26 protein-coding genes and 1 tRNA gene are annotated in these 25,553 nt (G+C 59.6%); 10 read left to right on the top strand and 17 right to left on the bottom strand.

Annotated elements, in window-relative coordinates; translation table 11 throughout:
- Positions 1-4: 4 nt before the first annotated feature.
- The 8 genes from DA915_RS08575 to DA915_RS08540 form a co-directional block, all read right to left on the bottom strand.
- The gene (locus DA915_RS08575) at positions 5-1,075 is read right to left on the bottom strand and encodes a GGDEF domain-containing protein (RefSeq protein WP_107675607.1); all 1,071 of its coding nucleotides are present in this window, start codon (positions 1,073-1,075) and stop codon (positions 5-7) included.
- 506 nt (positions 1,076-1,581) lie between these two features.
- A complete protein-coding gene (glp, locus tag DA915_RS08570) occupies positions 1,582-2,799 on the bottom strand; it encodes a gephyrin-like molybdotransferase Glp (protein ID WP_107675606.1) in 1,218 nt (405 codons plus the stop codon).
- Positions 2,800-3,291, bottom strand: a complete 492-nt coding sequence (gene moaC / locus DA915_RS08565) for a cyclic pyranopterin monophosphate synthase MoaC (RefSeq protein WP_099085367.1) — start codon at positions 3,289-3,291, stop codon at positions 2,800-2,802. It abuts the gene before it with no gap.
- Positions 3,292-3,298: 7 nt separating this feature from the next.
- Positions 3,299-4,114, bottom strand: coding sequence for an indole-3-glycerol phosphate synthase TrpC (gene trpC / locus DA915_RS08560; RefSeq protein ID WP_107675605.1), 816 nt, complete (start codon positions 4,112-4,114; stop codon positions 3,299-3,301).
- Between the two features lie 10 nt (positions 4,115-4,124).
- The gene (trpD, locus tag DA915_RS08555; protein WP_003503036.1) at positions 4,125-5,138 is read right to left on the bottom strand and encodes an anthranilate phosphoribosyltransferase; all 1,014 of its coding nucleotides are present in this window, start codon (positions 5,136-5,138) and stop codon (positions 4,125-4,127) included.
- A 16-nt stretch (positions 5,139-5,154) separates the two neighbouring features.
- Positions 5,155-7,047, bottom strand: coding sequence for a peptidylprolyl isomerase (locus DA915_RS08550; protein ID WP_077998375.1), 1,893 nt, complete (start codon positions 7,045-7,047; stop codon positions 5,155-5,157).
- 409 nt (positions 7,048-7,456) lie between these two features.
- Positions 7,457-7,591 carry a hypothetical protein gene (locus DA915_RS29390; RefSeq protein ID WP_003503032.1) on the bottom strand — a complete coding sequence of 45 codons (135 nt, stop codon included), beginning with the start codon at positions 7,589-7,591 and terminating at the stop codon, positions 7,457-7,459.
- 42 nt (positions 7,592-7,633) lie between these two features.
- Complete coding sequence (locus DA915_RS08540) at positions 7,634-7,813, bottom strand: hypothetical protein (protein WP_192886442.1); 180 nt, start codon at positions 7,811-7,813, stop codon at positions 7,634-7,636.
- A 437-nt stretch (positions 7,814-8,250) separates the two neighbouring features.
- Here DA915_RS08540 and coaD point away from each other — a divergent pair, with 437 nt between their 5' ends.
- The 6 genes from coaD to DA915_RS08500 all read left to right on the top strand — a co-directional run bounded on the left by coaD (position 8,251) and on the right by DA915_RS08500 (position 13,616).
- Positions 8,251-8,745, top strand: coding sequence for a pantetheine-phosphate adenylyltransferase (gene coaD / locus DA915_RS08530; protein ID WP_060726298.1), 495 nt, complete (start codon positions 8,251-8,253; stop codon positions 8,743-8,745).
- A 29-nt stretch (positions 8,746-8,774) separates the two neighbouring features.
- Complete coding sequence (locus tag DA915_RS08525; RefSeq protein WP_059760168.1) at positions 8,775-9,344, top strand: peptidylprolyl isomerase; 570 nt, start codon at positions 8,775-8,777, stop codon at positions 9,342-9,344.
- Between the two features lie 36 nt (positions 9,345-9,380).
- Positions 9,381-9,890 (top strand): peptidylprolyl isomerase, encoded by a 510-nt coding sequence (locus tag DA915_RS08520; RefSeq protein ID WP_003503025.1) that lies wholly within the window; start codon positions 9,381-9,383, stop codon positions 9,888-9,890.
- 319 nt (positions 9,891-10,209) lie between these two features.
- Positions 10,210-11,292 (top strand): tRNA preQ1(34) S-adenosylmethionine ribosyltransferase-isomerase QueA, encoded by a 1,083-nt coding sequence (gene queA, locus DA915_RS08510; protein ID WP_107675604.1) that lies wholly within the window; start codon positions 10,210-10,212, stop codon positions 11,290-11,292.
- Positions 11,292-12,422, top strand: a complete 1,131-nt coding sequence (gene tgt / locus DA915_RS08505) for a tRNA guanosine(34) transglycosylase Tgt (RefSeq protein ID WP_006314436.1) — start codon at positions 11,292-11,294, stop codon at positions 12,420-12,422. Before queA ends, tgt begins: the two co-directional genes overlap by 1 nt.
- Before the next feature lie 36 nt (positions 12,423-12,458).
- Positions 12,459-13,616, top strand: a complete 1,158-nt coding sequence (locus DA915_RS08500) for an aminodeoxychorismate synthase component I (RefSeq protein WP_107675603.1) — start codon at positions 12,459-12,461, stop codon at positions 13,614-13,616.
- Positions 13,617-13,801: 185 nt separating this feature from the next.
- On the opposite strand, the gene DA915_RS08495 is transcribed toward DA915_RS08500, so the two are convergent.
- The 5 genes from DA915_RS08495 to DA915_RS08475 form a co-directional block, all read right to left on the bottom strand.
- On the bottom strand, positions 13,802-15,079 hold the full coding sequence (locus tag DA915_RS08495) for a type III PLP-dependent enzyme (RefSeq protein ID WP_192886441.1): 1,278 nt from the start codon (positions 15,077-15,079) through the stop codon (positions 13,802-13,804).
- Positions 15,063-16,595, bottom strand: a complete 1,533-nt coding sequence (locus DA915_RS08490; protein ID WP_107675602.1) for an AMP-binding protein — start codon at positions 16,593-16,595, stop codon at positions 15,063-15,065. The genes DA915_RS08495 and DA915_RS08490 overlap by 17 nt, the downstream gene beginning before the upstream one ends.
- Positions 16,592-16,855: an acyl carrier protein gene (locus tag DA915_RS08485; protein ID WP_003503006.1), complete on the bottom strand. Its 264-nt coding sequence runs from the start codon at positions 16,853-16,855 to the stop codon at positions 16,592-16,594. Before DA915_RS08485 ends, DA915_RS08490 begins: the two co-directional genes overlap by 4 nt.
- Before the next feature lie 105 nt (positions 16,856-16,960).
- A complete protein-coding gene (locus DA915_RS08480; RefSeq protein ID WP_192886440.1) occupies positions 16,961-17,701 on the bottom strand; it encodes a hypothetical protein in 741 nt (246 codons plus the stop codon).
- A 288-nt stretch (positions 17,702-17,989) separates the two neighbouring features.
- Positions 17,990-19,117, bottom strand: a complete 1,128-nt coding sequence (locus DA915_RS08475; protein ID WP_003503003.1) for an S-(hydroxymethyl)glutathione dehydrogenase/class III alcohol dehydrogenase — start codon at positions 19,115-19,117, stop codon at positions 17,990-17,992.
- Positions 19,118-19,547: 430 nt separating this feature from the next.
- Here DA915_RS08475 and DA915_RS08470 point away from each other — a divergent pair, with 430 nt between their 5' ends.
- Positions 19,548-20,801, top strand: coding sequence for a TadE/TadG family type IV pilus assembly protein (locus DA915_RS08470; protein ID WP_107675600.1), 1,254 nt, complete (start codon positions 19,548-19,550; stop codon positions 20,799-20,801).
- Positions 20,802-20,844: 43 nt separating this feature from the next.
- Here the strand turns inward: DA915_RS08470 and DA915_RS29165 are convergent, their stop codons facing one another.
- The gene (locus DA915_RS29165) at positions 20,845-20,991 is read right to left on the bottom strand and encodes a hypothetical protein (RefSeq protein WP_223564881.1); all 147 of its coding nucleotides are present in this window, start codon (positions 20,989-20,991) and stop codon (positions 20,845-20,847) included.
- Between DA915_RS29165 and DA915_RS29160 the strand changes: the two genes are divergently transcribed.
- Both DA915_RS29160 and DA915_RS08460 read left to right on the top strand, forming a co-directional pair.
- Positions 20,929-21,363: a pilus assembly protein TadE gene (locus DA915_RS29160; RefSeq protein WP_371412708.1), complete on the top strand. Its 435-nt coding sequence runs from the start codon at positions 20,929-20,931 to the stop codon at positions 21,361-21,363. The genes DA915_RS29165 and DA915_RS29160 overlap by 63 nt on opposite strands.
- Positions 21,360-21,941, top strand: coding sequence for a TadE/TadG family type IV pilus assembly protein (locus tag DA915_RS08460; protein WP_060726292.1), 582 nt, complete (start codon positions 21,360-21,362; stop codon positions 21,939-21,941). Before DA915_RS29160 ends, DA915_RS08460 begins: the two co-directional genes overlap by 4 nt.
- A gap of 47 nt (positions 21,942-21,988) precedes the next feature.
- Here the strand turns inward: DA915_RS08460 and trmFO are convergent, their stop codons facing one another.
- From trmFO to DA915_RS08445, 3 genes are all read right to left on the bottom strand, one after another.
- Positions 21,989-23,431, bottom strand: coding sequence for a methylenetetrahydrofolate--tRNA-(uracil(54)-C(5))-methyltransferase (FADH(2)-oxidizing) TrmFO (trmFO, locus tag DA915_RS08455; RefSeq protein WP_162692646.1), 1,443 nt, complete (start codon positions 23,429-23,431; stop codon positions 21,989-21,991).
- A gap of 589 nt (positions 23,432-24,020) precedes the next feature.
- Entirely contained in the window at positions 24,021-24,164 is a 144-nt protein-coding gene (locus DA915_RS08450; protein ID WP_003495735.1) for a DUF1127 domain-containing protein, read from the bottom strand.
- Positions 24,165-24,622: 458 nt separating this feature from the next.
- On the bottom strand, positions 24,623-24,769 hold the full coding sequence (locus DA915_RS08445) for a DUF1127 domain-containing protein (protein WP_003502992.1): 147 nt from the start codon (positions 24,767-24,769) through the stop codon (positions 24,623-24,625).
- A gap of 660 nt (positions 24,770-25,429) precedes the next feature.
- On the opposite strand from DA915_RS08445, the gene DA915_RS08435 reads away from it, so the two are divergent.
- Positions 25,430-25,512: transfer RNA gene (locus tag DA915_RS08435), tRNA-Leu, on the top strand.
- Positions 25,513-25,553 lie beyond the last annotated feature (41 nt).

The raw sequence follows: 25,553 nt of genomic DNA, 5'->3' as shown, positions 1-25,553 counted from the left end.
ATCCTCAAGTCCGATAAATCAGCCAGTTCTTCCCGACATAGTTCTTCTGCATGCCGTCCTCATAATAGACGGAGCGGTTTCGGCCGGTTTCCTTGGCATGGTAGAGCGCCGTATCGGCATGGCCGTAAAGCTCGCTCGGATTGGTGGCCTGTGCAGCGGAGGCGAAGCCGATGGAAATCGTCACCGTGCCATAGTCGGCGCCCGATCTCGAATTGCGGAACGGCGTGCTTTCCAGCGACAGGCGGATGCGCTCGCACGTCACCATCACTTCCTCGGGCGTGTTGCCATCCAGAATGATGGCGAATTCCTCGCCGCCGCTTCGGGCGACAAAACCATCCTTGCGGACATTGGCGCGGATGACCGAGGCGACGGTGGCGAGAATCTTGTCGCCGACCGGATGGCCGAATGTGTCGTTGATCCGCTTGAAGTGATCGATATCGAGTAGCACGAGCGTGGTATATTGCAGGCCGATGGAGCTGTCATAAACCGATGCCAGCCGGTCGTCGAAGGCGCGCCGGTTGGAGAGGCGCGTCAGCGAGTCGGTATTGGCGATGCGCTTGTATTCGTCCAGTTCGAGGCGCACCTGATGCATTTCCTCGGCATGGCGATTGACGTCGTTGAACGCCTTTTCGCCGTCGATGATCTTCGAGCCGGTCGCTTCGGCCAGCAATGAGATTGCATTCCTCAGAATATTGCTGCTGGCGGCGTTCTTGTCGTCGATGCGCTGGCGCGTTTCGCCGAGAATCCTGTTGTAGTTTTCGATGGAGGATTGTTCGCGCCTCAGCGTTCCCAGCAGACCCTCCAGTTCACGCCGCAGCTTGTCATGCGCATCGTCGATCGACCGTGCGGGATTACCTTCGCCGTAGCGTGAGGACAGCTCGTCCAGATCTTCCTGCGTCACCCGGTTGCCGAGCGCGGCCAGATCCTTCGTCAGGGCAGGGTTCGAACCGATATAGGCTTCGTAAAACAGGCTGTAGTTACGCGGGATCGGCGAAACACCCATGCTCCGCATGGCATAGGCAATCTGCCCGGCAATGTCGGGCCCCGTGGTTTTGGGCGTGGATGCCGTGTTCATCAAGAAACTCCAGTGAGTCTGCTTATCGACTATGATTATTATTATGAAGCTAGTTTTGGAAAGCTTAATTTACGGGAAACTAATTTTTGTTTCCAGAAACTCGTTTTTCGCCAATTTTTATTTTAGTTAATTGATAAATATAAGTAATTTTCATTTTGAAGAATTCCGGAGCTTTTTATCTCTACTATTCGTCTTGGTGACAGCATCGCATTTATTCTGTCAATCCCAATAACGGGGTTGGTGTGATTTATTTTGGCACAACAATAAGGAAAGATATTGCCGGGATGAAAAGAGATGAGGTTTTTTGAGTTGGGAGAGACACCGCCTATAGGCGGCGTTTTCTGTCATCCGTGTCGGGATACAGTAACGTTACAGTTTTATTTGCGGCTCCCATGCCATGCGGGATGCGGCAGTGCCATTTTGTGACGGCGCCGCAACCATTCGGCAAATTTTGCGAAGGGATCAATTATGCTTCCGGCCGCAGCTTCGGCCGCACCGACTGCGTGTCAGGATTTCAGCCTTATGACCGGGCATTCCGCCCCGGCGGTTGCCGCCGGCGCATGTGGCGGGCGCACGATCAGGCCATCGGAATGGGCCAATATCTTCATCATCGATGAATCCTGCTTCGCGTAGGCTTCCGCCACCAGCATGCCGTTTTCGTCCGTGCTGAAACGGGCGCGCAGATAGTCCTGCCGTTGGTCATTCGCCTTCAGCGGTGTGGCGGTGCGGGCTGTAGCTTCGCGTTGCAGGGGCGCGCGGCGGGCGATGCTGCGGACCAGGGGTTCGAGGAACAGCAGGCCGCAGAGGAGGCTTGCAACCGGGTTTCCAGGCAGGCCCAGAACCTGCATGGCGCCAATGGCGCCGACCATCAGCGGTTTCCCCGGACGCATGGCGATGCGCCAGAAATCGAGCTGCATGCCTTCCGCCTTCAACGCGGCCTGCACGAGGTCGTGGTCGCCAACGGAGGCGCCGCCGAGCGTCACCAGCACATCGACCTTCGCCGCGACGGCCTTGCCGATGGCCGCGCGGATCAACCCCTCGTCATCGGCAATGATGCCGAGGTCGAGAACCTCTGCGCCGGCCTGCCGGGCAAGGGCTGCGACACCGAAGGTGTTGGAGGCGATGATCTGGGCGGGCTGCGGTGCGCTTCCCGGCGGCAGCAACTCATCGCCGGTGGCGAGGATGGCGATGCGCGGCTTGTGATAGACGGTCAGCGCGGCATGGTTCATCGCCGCCGCCAGTGTCAGGTCGGTGAAGCCAAGTTCACGCCCGGCCTTCAGCGCCGTTTCGCCTTCGGTAAAATCCTGCCCGCGCGGGCGGATATGTCGCCCGGCGGTGACGTCGAAGGCGGTGCGGATCTTTCCGCTCTCCAGCACTTCGGCATCTTCCTGAATGAGGACCGTATCCGCACCCTGCGGCACCGGCGCGCCGGTGAAGATGCGCACGGCCTGGCCTTCACCAACAGTGCCGGCAAAAGCGTGACCGGCGGCGGCCTGGCCGATGACGGTGAGAACCGAGCCGATACAGAGCGCATCGGCGCTGCGCAGGGCATAACCATCCATGGCCGAGGCATCAAAGGGCGGCTGGGTGAGACGCGCCGTAAGGTCGGCCGAGAGAACGCGGCCATCACATTCGGCAAGTGGCAGGGTCTCGCTTTCCGTCACCGGAACCGCTGCCTCCAGAAGGCGTGTTATGGCCTCATCCACGGGCAGCAGCGGTTTCATTCAGGTCTCCTGTCGCCGGAAATCGCCGGATTTGCCGCCGCTCTTTTCGAGAAGGCGGATATTGACGATTTCCATCGCCTTGTCGGCGGCTTTCGCCATGTCATAGATCGTCAGGCAGGCAATGGAGACGGCGGTCAGCGCTTCCATCTCCACGCCCGTTTTGCCAGACAGTTTCACCATGGCCTCGACTCTCAGGCCGGGCAGGGCGGTATCTTCGGTAATATCGACCGCAACCTTGGTCAGCATCAGCGGATGGCAGAGCGGAATGAGGTTTGCCGTCTGCTTGGCGGCCATGATGCCCGCCAGCCGGGCAGTACCGATGACATCGCCCTTCTTGGCATTGCCGTCGCGGATGAGCGCCAGCGTTTCCGGCTTCATCTTCACGAAGCCTTCGGCCACGGCGACGCGGACGGTCTCGGCCTTGTCGCCGACATCGACCATATGCGCTTCGCCGCTCGCATCGATATGGGTGAGCTTTCCCGCTTCGCTCATCGGCGCTTTATTCCGCTGCCAGAATGCCGGATTGGCCTGTCAGCAGCGCTTTGGTCGCCGCCGTCACATCATCCTTGCGCATCAGGCTTTCGCCGACGAGGAAGGTGCTGATGCCGCTCTTTTCCAGACGCTGGCAGTCCTCGAAGGTGAAGATGCCGCTTTCGCCCACCAGCAGCCGGTCAGCCGGCACGAGGCCCGCCAGCTTCTCGCTGGTTTCGAGACTGACTTCGAAGGTGCGCAGGTTGCGGTTGTTGATGCCGAGAAGCGGCGAGGCGAGTTTCAGCGCCCGTTCGGTTTCTTCGGCGTCATGCACCTCGACCAGTACATCCATGCCAAGCGCAAAAGCCTCGTCTTCAAGACGTTTCGCCTCGTCGTCGGAAAGCGAGGCCAAGATGAGGAGAATGCAGTCCGCGCCCCAGGCACGGGCTTCATGCACCTGGTAAGTATCGAACATGAAATCCTTGCGCAGCGCCGGCAAAGCGCAGGCATTGCGGGCGGCGGTCAGGAATTCCGGTGCGCCCTGAAAGCTCGGCGTATCCGTCAAAACCGACAGACAGGCGGCGCCACCGGCTTCATAGGCGGCGGCCAGCGCCGGCGGATCGAAATCCGGACGGATCAGGCCCTTGGAGGGGCTCGCCTTCTTGATTTCGGCGATCAGCCCGAACTTGCCTTCGGCCTGCTTTGCCCTCAGCGCCCTGTAAAAACCGCGGGGCGCGCTCTGGTCTGCGGCCATGGCCTTCAGATCGGCCAGCGAAACCTTCGCCTTGGCGGCGGCGATTTCCTCGCGCTTGTAAGTCTCGATCTTTTTGAGAATGTCGCTCATGATCTCGCTCTCATTCTTCGTTGGACACGGCAACCAGACGGTCGAGCGCGGCTGCGGCCTTGCCGCTGTCCAGCGCCTCGCTGACGATCGCCATCGCCTCAGTGAGCGTTTCCGCCTTGCCGGCAATGACCAGCGCTGCGGCCGCGTTGCACAGCGACACGTCACGATAGGCGTTGCGTTTGCCGGACAGGACCTCGCGCAGTGCTGCTGCATTGGCAATGCCGTCGCCGCCCTTCAGGTCTTCCATGGAAGCGGGCTCGACGCCGAAATCCTTCGGCGTCAGGTCGAAAGTGCGGATCTTGCCGCCTTCCAGCGCCGCCACATGGGTAACGCCCGTGGTCGTCACCTCGTCCATGCCGTCGCCATGCACGACCCAGATGCTTTCAGAACCGAGATCGCGCAGCACTTCGGCAAGCGGCACCAGCCAGCGCGGCGAGAAGACGCCGAGCAGTTGGCGTTTTGCGCCTGCCGGATTGGAGAGGGGGCCAAGCAGGTTGAAGATCGTCCGCGTGCCGAGTTCGACGCGGCTGGGGCCGACATGGCGCATGGCCGAATGGTGCAGCTGCGCGAACATGAAGCCGAGACCCGCCTCGCTGATGCAGCGGGCGATGAGCTCAGGACCGATATCGAGCTTCACGCCAAGCGCGGAGAGTGCGTCTGCCGTGCCGGATTTGGAGCTCAGCGCCCGGTTGCCATGCTTGGCAACGGGCAGGCCCGTTCCGGCGACGATGATCGAGGCGAGTGTCGAGATATTATAGGTGCCGATGCCGTCACCGCCGGTTCCGACGATATCGATGGCATTGGCGGGAGCCGAAACCGGCAGCATGCGGGCGCGCATGGAGGAGACGGCGCCGACGATTTCGTCCACCGTTTCGCCGCGCACGCGCAGCGCCATCAGGAAGCCGCCAATCTGCGACGGCGTGGCTTCGCCCGACATCAGAACGTCGAAAGCCGCCCGCGATTCCTCGCGGTTCAGGCTTTCTCCATTTGCGACCTTGGCGATCAGCGGCTTCAGTTCGGCCATCTTGTCGCCCCCCGGGTTAGAAGCCGACCATCGCCTGATCGGCGAGGGCCTGATTGATGGTGACACCATAGTCATTCTGCAGGCGGTTGACCATCTGGTCCAGCATGTCGTCGCCGGCCGCGCGGGCAATGGCGGCAAACTGCTGGTCGTCATTGGCAAGCGCGTCTGCCGGGGCATTGGTGTCGACGGAGGTGACCTTGAAGAGGATGCGGCTGGAACCCTCGGCATCGGCGGCGGTGCCGACCACGCCTTCGGCGCCCGAGAAGACGGCGGCGATGGTCTGCCGTCCGAAAATAGCGTCCTCGCTGGTGCGGCGCAGGCCGGATTTCTGCTCGACGGCAAGGCTCAGCTCACCGGCCACGGCTTCCAGCGTGTCGCCCTTTTCGACGCGCGCCTTCAGTTCCTCGGCCTTGGCGGCAAGCGCGTTGCGCTGCTGTTCCGCCGTCCAGTCGGCCACGACATCGTCGCGGACTTCGGCAAGCGTGCGGTCGCGGGCGGCGATGATCTGGTCGACATCGAACCAGATGTAGCCTTCACGGCCGAGATTGATCGGCAGGGCTTCCGTGCCGGGTTCGGTCTTGAAGACCTCCTGCGCGAGCTGCGGGGAGGGCAGGCCCTGAATCGCATCACCCTTCTCATCGAGGCCGGAAGCGTCGATGGCGGCGATGGTGACGGCCTTCAGGTTCAGCTGCGTTGCCGCATCCGCGAGCGAAGAGCCGCCGGCGCGCAGGTCCTCGTAACGGTCATGAACATTGGTGATTTCTTCCGCAGCGGCGGCGGTGGCGAGGTCCTTGCGGATATCCTCCTTCGCCTCTTCCAGCGTGCGGGTGGTTTCCGGCTTGATGCCGGTGACGCGCAGGAGCACCGGGCCGAAGGAACCTTCGACCACCGGCGATACGCCGCCATCCTTCTGGATGGCGAAAGCGGCATCGGCAATCGACTGGTCGGGGATGGTATCCTTGGTGAATTCGCCGAGCGTGACGTCCGACGCGGCCTTGCCCTGATCCTTCACCACCTGGTCATAAGTGGTGTTGCCGAGGCGGATCTGTTCGGCGGCGGCTTCGGCCATTTCCTTTTCAGGGAAGGTCAGCTGCTCCACCGTGCGGCGGCCGGCAGTGCGGAAGCTGTCCTTGTGGCTGTTGTAATAATCAGCGATCTGGGCGTCGGTGACGGAGGCCTGATCGGCAATGTCCGACGGTTCCAGCTTCACATAGGTGAACTTGCGGAACTCGGGCGCGCGGTATTTCGTCTTGTTGGTCTCGAACCAGGGCGTGAGCACATCGTCGCCCGGCGCCTTGACCGGCGGAATGACGGCGTTCGAAAGAATGACGTAGTCGACCGAGCGCTGTTCATTACGATATTGCTTCAGCGCATCCACCAGCACCTGCGGTGCGGCAAAACCATCGGAGACGGCTTCAACGATCTGGCTTCGGACGGCAACCTTGCTGCGTTCCTTGATATAGTCGTCCTCGCGGAAGCCGGAATTGCGCAGGCGCTCGCTGAAGAGATTACGGTCGAACTGGCCGTTGACTGACTTGAAGGCCGGGTCTTCGGCGATGAGGTTGGCGAGGCGGTTTTCCGAAAGGCCGAGATTCATCTTCGAGGCCAGCTCGTCAAGGGCTGCACCGGCCGCAAGCTGGCTGAAGACCTGACGGTCGATGCCGAAGGCCTTGGCCTGTTCGGTCGTCAGCCGGGTGCCGAACTGGCGGCTGAGATCGGAAATCTGGCGCTGATAGGCGAGACGGAACTCCTCAGGGCTGACCGTCTGGTCGCCCACCGTCATGACGGCGTGGGAATTGGCGGTGACAAGCGATGCGGAGACGCCCCAGACGCCAAACGAAACAACAAGCAGGAGAAGCAGCAGTTTGGCTGCCATGGTTCGAGAAGCATTTCTCAGGGAATCGAGCATCGTTATGCAAACCTCACAGGAACGTCATCGCGGTCGCCGGCTGTCCGGCCCGCAACGTATCGGCGTTCCTTAAATCAATCCAAACGGAAATTGAAGGGAATTTGCCTTGGAAAAACGGGGTTTTGAAAACGGTTGTGTGATTGGAGGCGCCGAAATGGAGGCGACGGTTCGATATCGGCTGCCTCTTCTTCCCTCATTCCTGTGCTTGTCACAGGAATTAAGCCAGCTCAAGTCCTTGGGCTGAAAGGACTCCTCCCACTGCACGAGAGCCGCGTCGGCCGGTTTCCCGTGACAAGCACAGGAATGAGGGAAGGAGAGGCTGGCGGCTTGGCAAAACAAAACCGCCCGGAAGATCCAGGCGGTTGAAAAAGAATCATTTCTAAGGGGCCGTCGGGTCGGTTCGCCGCGCTCAGAAGGCGCGGTCGCGCCGGATCGTCGCCTTGAATTCCTCATCCTCCCGCCGCATCTCGGCGACGACTGATATCATCGATGTCACGAACATTACGCTGATCAGGGCCAGAAGCATCGTCAGAAATGTGAACATTGATATCGTCTCCGGGAGTTATGGGGAAATTCTCCCCGTTCCTCAGTAATAATTCATATACTGGTAACGGGCGGTCAGCTGCGGGTAGTCGGGTCCCTGGGTCTCAGGCTTCTGCTCATAAAGGCTAAACGTCGTTGCTACCATTACGATAACCAGTACTGTCCAGGCGGTGCTGATGACGCTGATTTTCGCCGAAGTAGACTGTTTTTCTCTTACAAACATCTGTCCGTTCCTTTGGTTCTTTCTTAACGCGCCATGTCTCGACATGTTCCGCGTCAACCGTAAAAATCGATTAGCATCGCGCCTGTGAAACTTCCTTGAATGGCTCGTTCATCTGGCGTTCAGGAAACTGGCTAAGGCCGTCATTCGAGAAAAAGATACTCGGCAGCGAATGATGCGATGATCGAAAGGACGATCATGAAGGCCAGCATTTTCAATTCTCCGGATGCTTAACGAGTGAGGGGCGTTTCGGTTTCCCGATGTTGTGCATTTAAACAAAATAGCTGTGAAACCGCACTGAACGGCCCATTCATCCCGGGTTCACGCCGCAGCCGGGCTTGTGAGGGATGGTTATAAAGTCTTGCGCCGCGTGCTTCTCCATGACAAAAGGCGGGCACATGATACCCAGCATCGAAGCGCGCCCACCACCTGAGAGCGATATGACGATTGCCTTTTATCCAGGATCCTTCGATCCGATGACCAACGGACATCTGGATGTGCTTATCCAGGCGCTGAACGTGGCGTCGAAAGTCATCGTTGCCGTCGGCATCCATCCCGGAAAAGCGCCGCTGTTCAGCTTCGAAGAGCGGGCGGCGCTGATAAAGCAGGCGCTTTCCGAACAGCTGCCCGATGAGGCGGCGCGCATGGAAGTCGTTTCCTTCGATAATCTGGTCGTCGACGCCGCGCGCCAGCACGGCGCGCACCTTCTGTTGCGCGGCCTGCGTGACGGCACCGATCTCGATTATGAAATGCAGATGGCCGGCATGAACCGCCAGATGGCGCCTGATATTCAGACCGTGTTCCTGCCCGCCGGCACGTCGTCGCGACCCATTACAGCCACATTGGTCCGGCAGATCGCCGCCATGGGCGGCAATGTCGACGCCTTCGTGCCCAAGGCCGTGCTTGAAGCCCTCAACGCCAAGCTGAAGCGCTGACTTCAGCCTCACATTCTGGAGCCAATCCGATGAAACTCGTTCGATTTGCCTTTGCCGGCGCCATGTTTGCAGGCGCGCTTGCCGCCAGCACCCTCGCTTCGGCCGCCGAACTTCTCACCGTCCAGCTGAAGGATGGTCCCGTTGTCATCGAGCTGATGCCCGATGTTGCGCCGAAGCACGTGGCGCAGATCGAGGCGCTGGCCAAGAAGGGCGCTTATGACAACGTCGCCTTCCACCGCGTCATCGACGGCTTCATGGCGCAGACCGGCGACGTGCAGTATGGCAACATGGAGAAGGGCTTCAGCGCCCAGCGCGCAGGTACGGGTGGTTCCGATCTGCCGGATATTCCGGCCGAATTCTCCAAGGTTCCGTTCACGCGCGGCGTGGTCGGCATGGCCCGTTCGCAGGATCCGAATTCCGCCAATTCGCAGTTCTTCATCATGTTTGCCGATGGTCCGTTCCTGAACGGGCAATATACCGTGGTCGGCAAGGTCGTGTCCGGCATGGAAGCCGTTGACAAGATCAAGCGCGGCGCCGGCGGCAACGGCGAAGTTTCCAACCCCGACCGGATGATCAAGGTCACCGTCGGCAAAAAGTAAGGTAGGGCAATAGAGCCCGAACAGAGGAGAATAACCATGGCCGAGATCAAGGATCCGGAAAACACCATCATCATGGAAACGACGACCGGCAAGGTCGTGATCCAGCTGCTGCCGGAAGTTGCTCCGGGCCACGTTGCCCGCATCAAGGAACTCGTATCGGAAGGCGCTTATGACGGCGTCGTGTTCCACCGCGTCATCGAAGACTTCATGGCCCAGACCGGCGACGTGCAGTTTGGCAAGAAGGGTTCCGACAGCTTCAACCCGGCCCGCGCCGGCATGGGCGGTTCCGACAAGCCGGACCTGAAGGCTGAATTCTCCGCCATCCCGCACGTGCGCGGCACCTGCTCCATGGCCCGTTCGCAGAGCCCGAACTCCGCCAATTCGCAGTTCTTCATCTGCTTCACGGATTCTCCGTGGCTCAATAAGCAGTACACCGTCTGGGGCCAGGTCATCGAAGGCATGGAAGCCATCGACAAGGTCAAGCGCGGCGAGCCGGTGAAGGATCCCGATTCGATCGTTTCCATCAAGCTCGCTTCTGCGGCCTGATTTTCGGAAGTTGCAGTTTGACCCGTCCCGCAGTTTATGCGGGGCGGGTTTTGATGTTTATTGACGGTGCTTGATGTGGAGGACGGTGCGGCAGATTTGACGATTGCTGTTCTTTGCGCGTTTCCTTTTTCCCTCATTCCCGTGCTTGTCACAGGAATCCAGCCAGCCCAAGTCTTTGGGCTGGAAAGCCACCCTCGCCACGCAGACGCGTGTCGACTGGATTCCTGTGACAAGCACAGGAATGAGGGGAGTGGGCGGGATGCGGCGGACCGAAATTCACCGTGCCGTGTAAAGTTTTGATGTCTGGAAGACCCTTGCAATGCGTGTAGACCTGTTCGATTTCGATCTGCCCGAGGAGAATATCGCCCTTCGCCCGGCGAACCCGCGCGACAGCGCGCGCCTGCTGGTGGTCGATCCGAATGAAAACCGCATGGAAGACCACCGCGTCTTTGACCTGCCGACTTTTCTGAAGCCGGGCGATGCGCTTGTCTTCAACGACACCCGCGTCATTCCCGCCCAGCTTGAGGGCGTTCGCCTGCGCGAAGGTGCGCCTGAGACGGCGGTTTCGGCCACGCTGCACATGCGCGCCGACCAATCGCGCTGGAAGGCTTTCGCGCGTCCCGGCAAGCGCATCAAAGAGGGTGACCGCATCCGTTTCGGTTATGAGCGCGACAATGCCTGCGGCCTTGCCCATCTCGAGGCCTCCGTCGAGGAAAAGGGCGAAGAGGGCGAAATCACGCTGCTTTTCGACGTTTCCGGCCCTGTTCTGGATGAGGCGATCGCCTCCGTCGGCCATATTCCCTTGCCGCCCTATATTGCCGCCAAGCGGCCGGAAGATGCGCAGGACCAGACCGATTACCAGACCATCTATGCCCGCGAGAAGGGTGCCGTCGCCGCCCCCACCGCCGGACTGCATTTCACGCCCGATCTGTTCGAAGCTCTTGATAAGGGGGGTATCGAGCGGCATTTCGTGACACTTCACGTTGGGGCAGGCACCTTCCTTCCGGTGAAGTCCGACGATACCGACGATCACAAGATGCATTTCGAGATCGGCCATGTGTCGCAGGAAACCGCCGACAGACTGAATGCCGTGAAGGCGCGCGGCGGGCGCATCGTCTGCGTCGGCACCACCTCGCTGCGGTTGATCGAAAGCGCTGCCTCCGAAGACGGCGTCATTCACCCATGGTCAGGCCCCACAGGCATCTTCATCACGCCCGGATATCGCTTCCGCGCGGTCGATATTCTGATGACCAATTTCCACCTGCCGAAATCGACGCTGTTCATGCTCGTTTCGGCTTTCTGCGGTCTCGAAACGATGCGTGACGCTTATAAGCACGCCATCGAAACCGGATACCGCTTCTATTCCTATGGCGATTCCAGCCTGTTGTTCCGGAAAAACTGATGCACGAGAAATTCACCTTCACCCTGAAAGCCACGAGTGGCGGCGCACGCCTTGGCGAGGTTGCCATGCCGCGCGGCGTCATCCGCACGCCCGCCTTCATGCCTGTTGGCACTGTCGGCACCGTCAAGGCCATGTATCTCGATCAGGTGCGCGAGCTCGGCGCCGATATCATTCTCGGCAATACCTATCACCTGATGCTGCGGCCCGGCCCGGAGCGCGTGGCAAGGCTTGGCGGCCTGCATGAGCTGATCCGCTGGCCGCACCCGATCCTCACCGACAGCGGTGGTTTTCAGGTCATGTCGCTTTCCGGCCTGCGCAAGCTGGATGAGAAGGGCGTGACCTTCAAGAGCCATGTGGATGGTTCGCTGCATCATATGTCGCCGGAACGCTCGATCGAAATCCAGGGCATGCTCGATTCGGATATCCAGATGCAGCTCGATGAATGCATCGCGCTACCGGCCGAGCGCAAGGAAATCGAGCGCGCCATGGAAATGTCGCTGCGCTGGGCGGAGCGCTGCCGCGTTGCCTTTGGCGAACAGCCTGGCAAGGCCATGTTCGGCATCGTGCAGGGCGGCGACCAGCCGGACCTGCGAATTCGTTCCGCCGAAGGCCTGAAGGAGCTTGATCTCAAGGGTTACGCCGTCGGCGGTCTCGCCGTCGGCGAACCGCAGGATGTGATGCTGGGTATGCTCGACATCACGCTGCCGGTGCTGCCCACCGAAAAGCCGCGTTACCTGATGGGCGTCGGTACGCCTGACGATATCCTGAAATCGGTAGCGCGTGGTATCGACATGTTCGACTGCGTGATGCCCACCCGTTCCGGCCGTCACGGGCTTGCCTTCACCCGTCGCGGCAGGGTCAATATCCGCAACGCCCGCCATGCCGAGGATATGCGCCCGCTGGATGAGCAGTCCAACTGCCCGGCCTCGCGCGATTATTCCCGCGCTTATCTGCATCATCTCACGCGCTCCAACGAGGCGCTGGGCGGCATGCTGCTCTCCTGGCACAATCTTGCCTATTATCAGGAGCTGATGCAGGGTATCCGCAAGTCGATCGAGGAAGGCCGTTTCGCCGATTTTTATGCGGAAACCATCGAGATGTGGGCGCGGGGCGATATAGACCCGGTCTGACATTTCCCGACCTTTCTCCTGTTTCGGACGCTTTCATTGGCACACGCGCCTTACGTTCTTTTCCGGGATGATACGACCGGCACGGTGACTGCCTTCACCGAGCCGGAAGAGATCATCGTCGCGGACGAGCCGGAAGCGTTTTTTGCCGCCCTGAAGCGCATGGAGCAGCTGCGCCGCGCCGGGAAATACCTTGCCGGCAACATGTCCTACGAGGCCGGCTTCCTGTTCGAACCGAAGCTTGCGCCTTTCGCGGCGGAACCTCGCAACGTGCCGTTCCTTCGCTTTGGCGTCTTTTCCGCCCCGCAGCCGGATGAGGGATGCTTCGCGCGCCCAGAAAATCTGCCGGATGCGGATGCGTTTTTGTCCGATCCTGTGCCCGCATGGAACCTTGAAGAATATTGCCAGCGCTTCGAGCGGCTGCACGGGCATCTACGCCGCGGTGACTGTTACCAGGGCAATCTGACCATGCCGGTCCATGCCCGCTGGAGCGGTGATCCGCTGACGGCGTTCTGGTCGCTGATCGAACGGCAGCCGGTGAAATATGGCGCGCTGGTCGATCTCGGTGGCCCCGTAATCCTGTCGCGCTCGCCGGAACTGTTTTTCGCGGTTGATGGGGACGGTTTCATCGAAACCCATCCGATGAAGGGAACGACGCCGCGCGGGGCCGATGCGGAAGAAGACAGGGCGATTATCGCGGCAATGCTCGCGGATGAAAAGACGCTCGCCGAAAACCGGATGATCGTCGATCTGCTGCGCAACGATATTTCCTGCATCACCGAGGTCGGCAGCCTCGATGTGCCGCGGCTTTTCGATATCGAGACCTATCCGACCGTGCATCAGATGGTCAGCCATGTCAGGGCGAAGCTTATGCCTGACGTGACGGTGGAAGACATCTTCGCCGCGCTGTTTCCCTGCGGTTCCGTTACCGGCGCGCCGAAAATGTGGGCGATGAAAATCCTGCGCGAGCTGGAAGCGACGCCGCGCGACGCCTATTGCGGCGCAATCGGCTTCATGTCTCCTGGTGGTGAGATGCGCTTTTCGGTGGCGATCCGCACGCTCAGCCTGTTCGAGGATGGCCGCGCCGTCTTCAATGTCGGTGGCGGTATCGTGTTCGATTCCGTTGCGGAGGCGGAATATGACGAGTGTCTGCTGAAATCGAAATTCGCGGTGGGGGACAGGTTGTTGCGGAGGTGATTGGGAAGGGGCAGGTTGCGGTGTCCGTCCTGAACTCTGGCCGTAATCGTTTATCGGCCGCAACACTTACTTTCCTCATTCCTGTGACAAGCACAGGAATGAGGGGAGGTTAGGGGGAACTCGAATTCAGGCGGTAACCTGGGTGTTCGCAGGAAACCTGCTCTGACTTCCGCTATCCCGATCCCTCAGCGCCCAATCACCTCAAACACCCCATCCTCAACCAGCACTTCCTTCGCCGCAGCATGGCTCAGGAAACCCGCAGGGCTGGCGCTGGCACCATAGGCGCCCGATTGCAGGATGGCGAGGAGATCACCGGCCTTGAGCTTCGGCAGCGCCGCATTGCGGGCGAGCGTGTCGAGCGGCGTGCAGAGCGGGCCGACGAGGGTTGCCGTTTCCTCATGCTCCGCCAGCATCATGGCCGGCGCGACGATGGGATAATTGCGCTTGACGATCTGGCCGAGATTGCCCGATGCCGCGAGATGGTGGTGCATGCCGCCATCCATCACCACGAAGGTGGTGCCGCGGGAGGTCTTTACCGAATTCACCTCCGCCACATAGATGCCAGCCGGGCCGGCGAGGAAACGGCCGGGTTCGACGATGATGTGGGCGTCTGCGACTAGCGGATGCGCCTTCAGAAGCGCCTTGAGGTCGGGAATGGCGGCGCTGACTTTCTCAAGATCGAGCGGTGTTTCCCCGGCAAAATAGGGGATGCCGAGACCGCCGCCAAGATCGATGGTCTCGAGCGGCTTGCCGAGCATCTCGGCCATGCGCGCGGCAAGGGAAATGCCGTGTCGCCATTGGGAGACAAGCATGTCGGCATCGAGGATCTGCGTGCCGCCGTAAATATGGACGCCGACGAGATCGATATGGCGGGCGTCCTTGAAGAGTGGCAGGACATTTTCCAGCTCTTCCTCATCGAAACCGAAGGCCGTGGCCTTGCCGCCCATGCGCATCGCGCCCGCTTGTGCATCCGGCACCGGATTGATGCGGATCGAGGCTTTGACCGGCTTGCCGATCGCCTCGATGCGGCCAATTTCCTCGGCGCTTTCGATGTGGATTTCGCCGATGCCGCCCTCGATCACTTCGCGCAATTCGGCTTTGCTTTTGCCGGGGCCGGCGAAGATGATGTTTTCCGGTGCGACACCGGCCTTGATGGCGGCGCGGTATTCACCGACGGAAGCGATTTCCGCACCCGCGCCTTCCTGGCGGAAAAGCGAGATGATGGCGGGCAGGGGATTGGCCTTCACCGAATAATAGATGTCGGCAAAGCCACTGAGCGCCGTTTCGAGATTGCGATAGGCGCGGCGCATGGCGCTGGCGTCATAGAGAAAGCATGGTGTTCCGGTTCCGGCGACAATATCGCGCACGGGAAGTCCACCGATCATCAGATCGTTTTCGCTTATGCCGAATAACGCGGCTGCAAAGGCCGGGCCGTGGCTCTGGGGTTTATCCGTTGGCGCCATTGTCCGTCCGTTCGCGCACCAGCGCGCGGTAATCCACCTTGCCATTGGCCGTTATCGGCAGTCGTTCCACCAGTTCGATGGCGCGCGGGATCATGAAGGGGGCGAGCATTTCGGCGGCTTTTTTAAGCGCGGCCGAAACATCGATATTCTGGTTGGCGGCGGTCGCTACGGCATGAACCTTTTCGCCCGCAAAGGGGTCGGGCAGGCCGATGACGGCGACCTGTTGGAAAAGCCCCGTCGACATCAGGCTCTCCTCGACCTCGGTCGGGCTGATGCGGTAGCCTGAGGATTTGATCATTGCATCGTTGCGGGCAACGAAGCTGAAGAAACCGTCCTCGTCTTCCACCGCCAGATCGCCGGAATAACACACGGTCTCGCCGCCCAGTGCCGCCGGAATGAAGGGGTGAGGGCGCAGCACCTTGGCCGTGTCCTCCGGCCGGTTCCAGTAACCAAGCGAGACGGTCGGGCCGCGATGCACGAGAATGCCGGGTTCACCCGGTTTTGCCCTCTGTCCCTCAGCGGTGACGATGAAGATTTCGCATTCGGGAATGGCCTTGCCGATGGAGGTCGGGCGGCGGTCGATTTCATCAGGCGGCAGGAAGGTGGAGCGGAAGGCCTCGGTGAGGCCATACATCAGGTAGACTTTCGTGTCCGGCAGCTTCTCGCGCAGTGCTTTTACGGTTTCCTGCGGCACGCGTCCGCCGGAATTGGTGATGTAGCGCAGATGCGGCAGCGGTGTCTTTGTGAGCGACGGGGCCGCTTTTGTCAGGATCGCCCAGATGGTCGGGACACCGGCCAGACCCGTGATGGCGTGGTCGCGCAGATCGCGGACGATCTCATCGCCCAGCCGGAAGGTGGAGATGACAGTGGCCGCGCCCTGTTCCACCGCCGTCAGCAGCTGGTTCAGGCCATAATCGAAGCTGAAGGGCAGGAGAGAAAGAATGCGGTCCCTGCCAGTGATGTCCAGATAGGTGCGAACGATGCGCGCGCCGGCCAGAAGATTGCGGTGCGACAGCATCACGCCCTTCGGCGAGCCGGTGGAGCCGGAGGTGTAGAGAATTGCGGCCAGGTCTTCGCCGATCGCCGCCGAAGGCCGGGCGGGTGCGCCGGTGCGGTTCCCAATCTCCTCCGCCAGCAGGACCGTGACGTCGGGAAGGTCTGCCAATGCTGCCTTCAATTCATCCATCATCGTGGCGTCGCTGATAACAATCTTTGCGCCGCAATCCCTGATGATATGGCGGATCTGCTGCGCCTTCAGCAATGCGTTGACAGGCACGAAAACGCCGGACGCCATGCTCACGCCGAAGATCGACCAGCATTCCTCGATGCCGCGCGGCAGATAGATGACGACGCGGTCACCGCGTTGCGCTCCGGCTTCCTGCAATGCCGCTGCACAATGGGCCGCCGCGGCGGCGAATTCGCGATAGTTCAGCGATCGGTCCTTGTGGACGACGGCCGGATCGTCGCTCGCCGCGCGCGCGGTAAGAAGATGGTGCAGCAGGAAATGGGGTGTCATCTCCTCCGTTCCCTGAGGACGAAGGCGATGAGATCGGCCGGCGTGCCGAGATTGTCGGGGGTGAAATGCTCGTCATCGAGAATGATGCCGAAACCCTCGCCGAGGAAGATCATCAGTTCCAGAAAGCCAAGCGAATCGATCACACCGCCTTCGAGAAGCAGCGTGTCGGCGGAAAAGGGGGCATAGGCGGGAAAACGATTGGAGAGGTAGGAATAGATGGTATCAGCAACGTCGATTTCACTCTTTTGCGCTGCAAGCATGCTCGTTCTCCGATTTCCCTCGTGTTCCCCAGAAGACTGCCCGGAACGGCGCTTTGTCTGTAAAGGCCAAGATTCCGTCAAGTCGCGCACGAATCACTAAAATACCTACGGTGGCAATAACACCAACTCTGAGTATGTTTCGTTAATAAATTGTGGGTTCCATACGCCTTTTACTTGTATCGGTGCAGATTTATGTGCGGCAAGGCCACCGGCCTTTCGCTCTCCCTCAAGTGCCGCCATGGTCAGCGCAACCCGGCCGTGGCCAAGAAGGTGGCGGGCAATTGCGGATATGTGCCTTTGCGCAACCTGCCGGTCGTCGCAATGGATGAGGCGCGCGGAGGGCAGTCTTCTGGTTGTGGTTTTCAGGAAGACCAGCGGGTGGTGGCGGTTCTCCGCCTCCATCACGGCCACGATGCAGCCGAGGCGGGCGTGGTCTTCCAGCATGTCGCGCGTTTCGGCGGACAATATTCCCGGTTTTATGTCCGCAAGCGGGCGGAGCCGCGCACTCGCCGGGCGAAGTGCAGCAAAGGGCAGCGGATAAAAAAGCGTGCAATCGGTCACCGTCGCAAAGCCCAGCCTCTCATTCAGCCTGCAGGCTTCGGGAGAGGGGGTGAGATCGGTGAAGATTTCGTCCTCATTGGATGAGGCCATCTGCAGCATGCGCGGTGCGAACCAGCGGCAGGAAGGCTCCACATACCAGCTGGACAGGTTGACGATGATCGTGCCGGTGTCGGGCAGGCGGCTTTTGATCGTCAGCAGCACGCCTGCGGCATCGTCGCCCTTCATCAGCAATTGCCCGATCGGACCCAGTTCGCGCCGCTCGTGATGTTCTCTGATGAGCGACAACCCACGCGACCAGAAGGCCTCGCTTTTTTCCGGGAAGCCTTTCGCCAGAAGAGCGACGGCGGCGACGCGGTTTCCGTTGTCGATCGGTACGATTTTCAGGGTCGCTCTCCGCTGGTCTGGCGCCGTTCTGGGCGGGGAGGGATTTTCAACTCCACCGCGTAGTATCGGCTTACGACGATAGATTTACCGTCCCGTTAATCGCAATGGCTGCAGGCGGTTGGAGGCGATCACATTTGTATGAAAGGCGGGCGCGCGCGGTTACGCGCGTCCCGCCTCTGTCTTATCCAATCAATAAACCACGACGCCGCGGATGCTTTCGCCCTTGTGCATCAGGTCGAAGCCCTTGTTGATGTCTTCGAGCGGCATGGTGTGGGTGATCATCGGGTCGATCTGGATCTTGCCTTCCATGTACCAGTCGACGATCTTCGGCACATCCGTGCGGCCGCGCGCACCGCCAAAAGCGGTGCCCATCCAGTTGCGGCCGGTGACGAGCTGGAACGGACGCGTGGAGATTTCCTGGCCGGCGCCGGCAACGCCGATGATGACCGACTTGCCCCAGCCGCGATGCGAGGCTTCCAGCGCCTGGCGCATGACCTTGGTATTGCCGGTGCAATCGAACGTGTAATCCGCGCCGCCGATCAGGTCGCCATTACGCTTCGTCATGTTGACGAGATAGGGCACGATGTCCTCGCCGACTTCCTTCGGGTTGACGAAATGGGTCATGCCGAACTTCTCGCCCCAGGCCTTGCGGTCGGGGTTGATGTCGACGCCGATGATCATGTCCGCGCCGGCAAGACGCAGGCCCTGCAGCACGTTGAGGCCGATGCCGCCAAGGCCGAAGACGATCGCCGTGGAGCCGATCTCGACCTTGGCGGTGTTGATGACCGCACCGATGCCGGTGGTGACGCCGCAGCCGATGTAGCAGACCTTGTCGAAGGGCGCGTCCGGGTTGATCTTGGCCAGCGCGATCTCCGGCAGGACCGTATAGTTCGAGAAGGTCGAGCAGCCCATGTAGTGATGGATCTTGTCCTTGCCGATCGAGAAGCGCGAGGTGCCGTCAGGCATCACGCCCTGGCCCTGGGTGGCGCGGATTGAGGTGCAGAGATTGGTCTTGCGCGAGGTGCAGGAATAGCACTCGCGGCATTCCGGCGTGTAGAGCGGAATGACATGGTCGCCCTTCTTGACCGAGGTGACGCCCGGTCCGACATCCACCACGATGCCCGCGCCTTCATGGCCGAGAATGGCCGGGAACAGGCCTTCCGGATCGGCGCCCGACAGGGTGAAATCGTCTGTATGGCAGATGCCGGTCGCCTTGACCTCAACCAGCACTTCGCCGGCACGGGGGCCTTCGAGTTGAACGGTCATGACCTCAAGCGGTTTTCCGGCCTGAATGGCAACTGCGGCGCGAACGTCCATATCTTATCTCCTGGCATTGTCTTGTGATTGAACAGGGCTGTTTTGCCCGAGCTTGGCTGGAGGGACAAGGGGCAAAGCCCGGTTTGTCGCCCCGAAGAAAACTGCATTGCCGAAATCGGCCCCGTCATGCACGGCATGATGGCCGTAATTCATACGTTCTAATTTATTAATAAATGAATTAAGCATATGAATTTACAGCATATTTTTCGATTTTTGTTGGCCTTTGGTTTACGGTTTCCGTGCTAATGACCCCGTGGATTTTAAGAGGTCGGCGAGAACTGCTCCCGAAAAAGCGTTCGCCAATCGACAGGCAATTTTCAGCACCCGGCGGCAGGCCGGATATTTTTTAGCGTGGCAGAAAGCCGGGCGCACCGCTTTTCACAGTGCGCCTTTCCCGCCGCGATGAGCGACATGAGACGGTGTTTTCAGGATGTTTGAGTGGACAAGAAAAAAGGCTGTTCGTGAAGGGCTGTTTTCGCTTTTCATAGGCGACCGCACGGCCGCCTTTGCGATCATGACGGCGCTGCTTCTGCCGGTTTTTATCATCCTGATGGGACTGCTTTTTGAGGGCGGTAGAGGCCTGAGTTATTTTCTTCAGTCCAAGCGCGTTATGGCGCTTGCCTGTGAGCGCTCGACCAAACCGACGCGTACCGATGTGGGTGCGGATTCGACACGCCGTGAAAATGTGCTGACAACCTTCGATGCGATGATCCAGTCGACAAAACAAAAGGTGCTGGAACGTGATGTCACCATCAACTGGCTGCGGACTGATATCAAAGCCGAATTCAGCTATCGGCTCCTGTTTGCGGATATGTTCGATGTCGATGAGATGAAATATCGCCTTGCCTATTCCTGCGAGGGTATCCCGCCCTATCCATATGACGGTGAAGTACTCGTCGATAATAATTTTGAAAACAATACTCTCGGCCGGGAGCGTATTCTGAAGAACGGCATAACGACCCAGACGCCCAGCGGGTGCTGGGGTGTGTATCCTTACACGGAGTTGAAATGGCACGGCGGAACGGGACCCGGTATCGAATTGCAGGACTGGAGTAGCCCTTGCTGCCGTAAGATCCATGCATGGGAGGGATATCCGGAAGGTTTCGAAAAAGAGGCTGAAAAGGGAGACGAAACCGCAAATGACAAGGCTTGCAAGTTAAAAGGAAATGAAAAGGCAGTGCAGTCAAGTGACAGGCCGCTGTTTGAGGAGGGTGCCAATAGTAGTCTTGCGCCCCTGCCCACTCGCTATGTTATTGAACTGGATAGTGACTGGGGGACATCAATACAGGGCAAGAAGCGCACTGATGCAAACAGCTCGATCTACAAAGACGTCGAACTTCACCCGGGAAAATACGAGATTTCGGTTTGGTACAATGGCCGAAAGAGCAGTTTTAACAACGTGAAAAGTGCCGAACTGACCAATGGTATCGATATATCTCTGCAACCGCTGCTGCCGCAATCCGGGGCGGTGAAAACCATCTTCCAGATGAAACAAGGCCCGGGGATGAAAAACGCCATCGATCAGGTCATCAGATGGCGGCAATACCGGGAGCAGATCACGGTCGACACTTATTCCATATACAGGCTGACCATTGCGGCTTCGGGGTTAAGTGATAGCTTCGGCGGCATCATTACCGGCTTTGAGTTGCGATATATCGGACGGTACGGCGATGAGCGTTCCTGAAATCGCACCTGCGGCTCATGGCGGCAAGCAATCGCATGACGGTTCACGGCACCGGCTTTTCAGGCGGCTTTACCTGAGGATTCTTGCCGACAGGCAGGCTGCCGCCGCCGTTGAAGTGGGCCTGCTGTTGCCCGTTTTTCTGATTTTGATTTTCGGAATCCTCGAAATCGGGCTGCTGCTGCTCTACCATCTTTATCTCTCAACCGCTTCGAGTGCCGGCGTTGAATATTTGCGCCGAGCTGCGATGCATCGTCAGCAGGTGACGGAGAGGGCATTGCGGCAGGCGATTTCGTCCGGGTTCATCACCGCGACTAATGCGGATAATTTGAAGATTTCACTCACGCCAATACTTGATGACGACATTGCCGCGGCCCCCGTCGCATTTCCGATAGAGAACAGCTTTCAGTCGCCGACCGCCGCGGCAGGACAATATATTCTGGCGGTGGGGTACAGGTGGAACTTCGTCATGCCGACGACGCACCTGCTCGTTCCAAGCTCAGGGACTGTCCGTCAGCTCCAAAATGTGTCGCTGGCGATAACGGCTGTGCGGGTGACCGAATGAGCATCATGCGACCTATATCCCGTCTGTATTCCATGGGGCTTTGCCGCTCCGGCGCCGCTGCCGTCGAGATGGCTCTTCTGGCGCCACTGCTCATCCTTGTTCTGGCCGTTGTTCTTGAAATCGGACGCGGATGGCTGAGCTACGATCGCTTTGTGACGGCCGTGGACAATACGGCCCGTTGGTCGGCACGGTTTCCGGAGTTCGAGACCCGGGTGAGAACGGGCGTCAAAACGTTCGTGCTCATGTCCGGAAACGGTCTTCTTCAGACCGAAAAGCTTAACCTCACTTTGAGAAGCGCAAAGCTGGTGGGCAATGTTCCCGAGCTGCAATTTCAGCCGTATAATTTCTTCGGTTCAGCCGAAGGCGTAAAATGGGACAAGGCGATTAAGGACGGCAATTTCGGGCCAAATGAAGCGATTATCGTGGTTTCAGGGCGTTACAGCTATCGACCGCTATTTGCCTTTCTGGCCGATACCACCATAGACTTCGAATATGTAACGGCGATCAATCCATTCTTTTCGCGGCACTACCCCTATCAGTCCGGCAAATCCGATTTCAATAAATGGAATGTCATGTAAGCCATGACCGCGCCCCGCCATTGCGTGGAGCGCGGGTGGTCTCAAATTCAGGATGTGGCGACGGAAGCCTTTGAAAGGTCGAGCCATTCCGCGCAATCCCTCAACGCCCGCGCTGCAATCAGCTGACGTTTCATGATCGTCTTGTCCTTGCCGCGAAAACGCTTCACGCCTTCAGGCTTGACGATTGAGCCCGGCGCCAGTTCCGGGAAGAGGCCGAAATTGATGTTCATCGGCTGGAAGGAACGTTTGCCCGGCTCATCATCGGAGGAGAGGTGGCCGCCGGTGATGTGGTTGAGAAGCGAGCCGAGCGCGGTGGTGGCCGGCGGCAGGCTCGGGGTCTCGCCCTTCTGTTCGGCGGCGGCGAAGCGGCCGGCGAGAAGGCCGACGGAGGCGCTTTCCACGTAACCTTCGCAGCCGGTAATCTGGCCGGCGAAACGCAGGTCCGGCCGGGATTTCAGCTTCAGCGAGCGGTCGAGCAGGATGGGGGAATCGATATAGGTGTTGCGGTGCAGGCCGCCGAGGCGCGCGAATTCCGCATTTTCGAGGCCCGGTATCATGCGGAACACATCCGCCTGAACGCCATATTTCAGCTTGGTCTGGAAACCGACCATGTTGTAGAGCGTGCCGAGCGCATTGTCCTGCCGCAGCTGGACGACGGCATAGGCCTTGACGGTGGGATTATGGGCGTTGGTCAGGCCCATCGGCTTCATCGGGCCGTGGCGCAGTGTCTCGCGGCCGCGTTCGGCCATGATCTCGATCGGCAGGCAGCCGTCGAAATAGGGTGTGCCTTCCCATTCCTTAAAACCCACCGTGTCGCCGGCGATCAGTGCATCGATGAAAGCGTTGTATTGCTGCTCATCCAAGGGGCAGTTGATGTAGTCTTTGCCGGTGCCGCCAGGGCCGACCTTGTCGTAACGCGACTGGTACCAGCAGATATCCATGTTGATGCTGTCGCGGTGCACGATGGGGGCGATGGCGTCGAAAAAGGCGAGCGCATCCTCACCCGTCTCGGCCTGAATGGCGGCGGCGAGATCCGGCGAGGTGAGCGGGCCGGTGGCGATGATCGAGTTGCCCCATTCCTTCGGCGGCAGGCCGTTCACCTCTTCGCGCACGATCGTCACCAGGGGGTGACTTTCCAGCTCTTTCGTCACGGCTTCAGAAAACCCGTCTCGGTCGACGGCGAGCGCACCGCCGGCCGGCACCTGGTGTCTGTCGGCGCAGGCCATGATCAGCGAGCCGGCGAGCCTCATTTCCGCATGGATGACGCCCACTGCGTTCGCCGTTGCATCGTCGGAGCGGAAGGAGTTGGAACAGACCAGTTCCGCCAGCGTATCGCCCTTATGCGCATCCGTGCCGCGCACGCCGCGCATTTCGTGCAGGATGACGGGGACGCCGCTTTGCGCGATCTGCCATGCGGCCTCCGAACCGGCCAGTCCGCCGCCCACGACATGAATGGGAGAAGTGGTCTTGTCTTGCATTTCGGTGTCCATGGGCGGCCGCGGGGCAAAGGCTCCCGTCCGGCGGCTGTCTTTCGAGTGATTGTTCCGCGCGGGTCCCGAAGGACGCTGCATTGTTTGCGGATGCACTAGCATGCATGGCCGGGGCAGCCAAATGTTTTTGGGGTGAGGATTACGACGGGGGGATGTGGTCTTTATGCTAGCAGGTCGCCCCAATGTGATTGGTGACCTCGTCTTCGTCTGGATGTGTAATTTGCTGTGATGGTTGGCAGCGTTTTTTGTAGGGGGCCATCTTCCTCCGTCATTCCGGCCTTGAGCCGGAATCCAGCCAGCCCAAGTCTTTGGGCTGAAAGGACTCTTCCCACGGCGCAGACGCGCCGTGACTGGATGCCGGATCAAATCCGGCATGACGGGAGAGGAGTGTAGCGGAAGAGCAACCGACAAGGAGGGGGCGACACCGCATGGCGTGATGTGCCGTGCTGATGTTTTTCAACCGCCGACTGGCGAGAGTTTCCAGCATATTCCGCCAGAATCAAAAACGGCGCCAGAGGCGCCGCTTTTTTTAACCTGTCGCTCGATCGTCGCGCCCTGGAGGTCGGGCAGCGGGACGATCGTTTACGCCTTAGCGGAACGAACGGGCTGCTACGTTACGGATGTCGTAACGGGTCAGGCCGATGTCGCTCAGAGCCTGGTTGGACAGGCTGCCAAGTTCGTTGATCGTGCGGCGGTAGGAGATCCAGTTCTTTGCGATGCGGATGGGGTTCATGGTCGTTTCCTCAATCTATCTCTGTTGATTTCGTCTGCCGGCTCAGTGTTTCTCTGTGCTCTCGGCTGTTGAGGTTTATATATAGACATTGAGCCATGTTGTGCAGTGCAGAATTTAGGCTACTGCCATGCATTTGTGCACTATGTCGGCTAAATTTGCGGCTTTGAATATCAGTTGGGCAAAATATGAGCGGAAATGCCTGCGTTTCAGGCGATTTTGACCGATTTGGCAGCCTTTGGCGGCGCAGGAGAGGCTTTCCTGTGTGAAAAGCAGCGGTGGAGAGGCTCTAACGCGATCCAGGTCTGTGCAAATGGTCGGCCCATCGATGCATTTTTCATCTGCCGATGCGGCGAGTGGCTGTGCAGTCGCCCAAAACGAAAAAAGGCCGGAGGCGGAAGCCTCAGGCCTTTTTGGGTAGGTCGTCTCGCATCCGCCGCAATAAGCGGCGGGGCGTGTAATTAGATGCCGACGGCGGTGCGGGCGACGCGGCGGATGTCCTGACGGCCGATGCCGAGGTCATTCAGTTCGCGGTCGGTCATGCGGCCGAGTTCGGTTACGGTCTGACGATACTTGCGCCAGTTGGTCAGCGAGCGTGTGATGTTCATTTTCATCTTCCTCTTCGTGCTGTTCAGTCTCTACGGCCAGTCTTGGGAGGCTTTGGTCCGGGGCTGAACTCGATCTCTGTATGACCATGAATATAATCGGTTTAATCAAAACAAAAACAGACAAAGCAAGATGCCACCTATGCATTAAACGCAAGGCAAGTGGAGAAATCCACCCGATTGCGGCGATCCGTGCATAATTTGTGACCAATTTGTGTGCTTTTGGTGATCGAATGGGGTTGGGCGTTGCGAATCCGGGAGGCATGGCCGGATACGGGGTGGGCGCGGCGCAGAAGCCTTGAATTGCAGATATGAAGCGGGGGGCGGCAATCCGGCAATGTCGGTTGCGGGAGAGGCTATATATAATGTCAATGTAGCCGCATAAATATTGCCGGCTTCCCCGCCTGCTTCCATGCGGATGTGCCGCTTGGGGCGGGCCGGCAAGGCGAGGGGGCGGATGCCCCGCGGTTTCCCGTTTCCAGCCCAGAATCGCCCCAGTCCGGTCCTTGCGCCCCATCCCCTGGCACCGGCGGCAACCAAGCATAGAGGGCGGCTGCCTATCCCCGTCGGTGCGGGCAACAAGAAAAGTCCGGAGGAAACGAAAGGCGGGGGAACGGCGTGCTTGACCCTTTCAGAACATTGTGACATACCGCCGCCCAACGTGCGGGTATGGCGGAATTGGTAGACGCATTGGTTTTAGGTACCAACGCTTCGGCGTGGGAGTTCGAGTCTCTCTACCCGCACCACAAGCAAGGCATGGCTGTGCCACGCTTGCGCCAGAGTGCAT

It is taken from the genome of Agrobacterium sp. LAD9, assembly GCF_003031125.1.
Taxonomy (GTDB): domain Bacteria; phylum Pseudomonadota; class Alphaproteobacteria; order Rhizobiales; family Rhizobiaceae; genus Agrobacterium; species Agrobacterium radiobacter.
This window is presented reverse-complemented; position numbering and strand designations above follow the sequence as displayed.